The 3123-nt window shown below is 72.4% G+C and carries 2 protein-coding genes; one reads left to right on the forward strand and one right to left on the reverse strand.

Annotated elements, in window-relative coordinates; all coding sequences use genetic code 11:
* The first annotated feature begins 253 nt into the window (after positions 1-253).
* Positions 254-1909: a long-chain fatty acid--CoA ligase gene (locus AOK18_RS24655; RefSeq protein ID WP_055695750.1), complete on the forward strand. Its 1656-nt coding sequence runs from the start codon at positions 254-256 to the stop codon at positions 1907-1909.
* Between the two features lie 185 nt (positions 1910-2094).
* Here the strand turns inward: AOK18_RS24655 and AOK18_RS24660 are convergent.
* Positions 2095-3123, reverse strand: a 1029-nt coding sequence (locus AOK18_RS24660) for a response regulator (protein ID WP_055695751.1), incomplete at its 5' end; no start/stop codon positions are given.

A 3123-nucleotide genomic window follows, 5' to 3' on the forward strand; every position in this document is an offset into this window, starting at 1 on the left:
AGCGCTCGCGAGACGGCCGACTTCACCGTGCCCACCGATACTCCGAGCACCTCGGCCGTCTCGCGAGCGCTCGGCAAGCTGCGGGACGACGCTGAGCTGGGGCTTGTTCGCTCCTGAACCGGAGTGCCGTTCCGCGACGCGTGATCGATCATCCGTTCCTCTAGTGACATACCGCGCGGTATGTGCGCAGAATCAGCACATCCGTTACAGCCGCGTAGGCAATGCCGCCCGGGAGGACGCCGTGCTGAGCACGATGCAGGACGTACCGCTGCTGATCTCGAGGATCCTGGCCCACGGGTCGACGATCCACGGCACGTCGCAGGTGACCACCTGGACCGGCGACGGCGAGCCGCACCGCCGTTCCTACGCGGAGATCGGTGCCCGCGCGGCGCAGCTGGCGCACGCGCTGCGCGAGGACCTCGAGGTGTCCGGCGACGAGCGCGTGGCCACCCTCATGTGGAACAACGCCGAGCACGTCGAGGCGTACTTCGCGATCCCCTCCATGGGCGCGGTGCTCCACACCCTGAACCTCCGCCTCCCGCCCGAGCAGATCGTGTGGATCGTCGATCACGCCGCCGACCGGGTGGTCCTGGTCAACGGTTCACTGATCCCCCTGCTCGCCCCCCTGCTGCCGCACTTGAAGTCGCTCGAACACGTCGTCGTGTCCGGAGCCGGGGACCGCTCCGCCCTGACGGACGCCGCGGCGCGGGCGCAGGTGCGGGTGCACGAGTACGAGGACCTGATCGCCGGGAAGCCGACCTCCTACGACTGGCCCGAGCTGGACGAGCGGGCCGCGGCCGCCATGTGCTACACCTCGGGCACGACCGGGGACCCCAAGGGCGTGGTCTACAGCCACCGTTCGATCTACCTGCACTCCATGCAGGTCAACATGGCGCAGTCGATGGGCCTGACCGACGGGGACACCTCACTGGTCGTGGTCCCCCAGTTCCACGTCAACGCCTGGGGTCTGCCGCACGCCACCTTCATGACCGGCGTCAACATGCTGATGCCGGACCGCTTCCTGCAGCCCGTGCCGCTCGCCGAGATGATCGAGAGCGAGCGGCCGACCCACGCCGCCGCCGTCCCCACCATCTGGCAGGGACTGCTGGCCGAACTGCTGGCGAAGCCGCGCGACGTCTCCGCCCTCACCCAGGTCACCATCGGCGGCTCGGCCTGTCCGCCCTCCCTGATGGAGGCGTTCGACGCACTCGGCATGCGGGTCTGCCACGCCTGGGGCATGACGGAGACCTCCCCCCTCGGCACCATCGCCCGTCCGCCGGCCCATGCCGTGGGCACCGACGAGGAGTTCGCCTACCGTCTGACCCAGGGCCGCTTCCCGGCCGGTGTCGAGGCCCGGCTCACCGGTCCCGGTGGTGAACGGCTCCCCTGGGACGGCGAGTCCGCCGGCGAGCTGGAGGTGCGCGGTCCCTGGATCGCCGGTGCCTACTACAACGGCACCGACGCCGAACCCCTGCGGCCCGTGGACAAGTTCAGTGAGGACGGCTGGCTGAAGACCGGCGACGTCGGCACGATCTCCCCCGACGGCTTCCTCACCCTCACCGACCGGGCCAAGGACGTCATCAAGTCCGGTGGCGAGTGGATCTCCTCGGTGGAGCTGGAGAACGCCCTGATGTCCCACCCGGACGTCGCCGAGGCCGCCGTCGTCGCGGTCCCGGACGAGAAGTGGGGCGAACGCCCGCTGGCCACGGTCGTCCTCAAGGAGGGCTCGACCGCCGACTTCGACACCCTGCGCGACTTCCTCGCCGGCGAGGGCAGGATCGCCAAGTGGCAGCTGCCCGAGCGCTGGACGGTGATCGAGTCGGTGCCGAAGACGAGCGTCGGCAAGTTCGACAAGAAGGTGCTGCGCCGGCAGTACGCCGAGGGCGCGCTGGACATCACCCGGATCTGAGGCGCCCCGCCGCCCTCCGCGCCCCGGCCCCCGTCGAGGGCCGCCGACACGCTGTGAAGCGCCCCGCGCACGCCGGTCACCGAACCGGCGTACGCGGGGCCCCGTCGTGCGTCCGGAGGTCCGGTTCCCCCGGTCGGACGCGGCGGGGACGGGTGCTGCGGGCACGGATACGGATGCGGCGCGGCTCAGTTGGTGCCGATGCGGGCCAGCAGGTCGACGATCCTGTCCTGCACCTCGTCGCTCGTGGAGCGCTCCGCGAGGAACAGCACCGTCTCGCCGGAGGCCAGCCGCGGCAGGTCCCCCTGGTCGACGGCGGCGGTGTAGACGACGAGCGGGGTGCGGGTGAGCTGCCCGTTCGCCCGCAGCCAGTCCACGATCCCGGCCTGCTGACGGCGTACCTGCATCAGGTCCATCACCACCAGGTTCGGCCGGAACTGCCCCGCGAGCGTCACGGCGTCCGCGTCGCCGGCGGCCCGCGCCACCTGCATTCCCCGCCGTTCCAGCGTCCCGGTCAGCGCGAGCGCGATCTCCGCGTGCTCCTCGATCAGCAGCACCCGCGGCGGATGCTGCTCGCTGTCCCGCGGCGCGAGGGCCTTCAGCAGGACGGCGGGGTCGGCGCCGTAGGCGGCATCGCGCGAGGCCTGCCCCAGCCCGGCCGTGACGAGCACCGGCACCTCGGCGGCCACCGCCGCGGTCCGCAGCGACTGGAGCGCCGTGCGGGTGATCGGCCCGGTCAGCGGGTCCACGAACAGCGCGGCGGGGAACGCCGCGATCTGGGCGTCGACCTCCTCGCGCGAGTGCACGATCACCGGCCGGTAACCGCGGTTGCTCAACGCCTGCTGGGTGGCGACGTCCGGCGCGGGCCACACCAGCAGCCGGCGCGGGTTGTCCAGGGGCTCCGGCGGCAGTTCGTCGTCCATCGGCTGCGGACGCGGAGGGTCCGCCACCTCGACGGCCCCGCCCGGACCGTCCAGCGGCTCGGGTCCCTCGGCCGCGTCCGCGTCCGGCGCCCCTATCGCGTACGAGCGTCCCGTTCCCTCGGTCGTCGGCCCGAGCCGCGACTGCCCCGGCTGGTTCGGCTGCCCCGGCTGGCCGGCGGCCGAGTGCTGCGACTGAGGCTGCGCCTGGGCCTGGGGCTGCGACGGGGGCTGGGGCTGCTGGGGCGGTGGAGCCTGTGCCGGCACCTGGGGTCGTGCGGGGGCCTGGACACGGCC

Origin of the sequence: Streptomyces prasinopilosus (genome assembly GCF_001419695.1) — a bacterium.
Taxonomy (GTDB): domain Bacteria; phylum Actinomycetota; class Actinomycetes; order Streptomycetales; family Streptomycetaceae; genus Streptomyces; species Streptomyces prasinopilosus.

Excerpts from the sequence above, each read along its gene's own strand:
- AOK18_RS24655 (WP_055695750.1), top strand. The coding sequence starts at position 254 with ATGCAGGACGTACCGCTGCTGATCTCGAGGATCCTGGCCCACGGGTCG.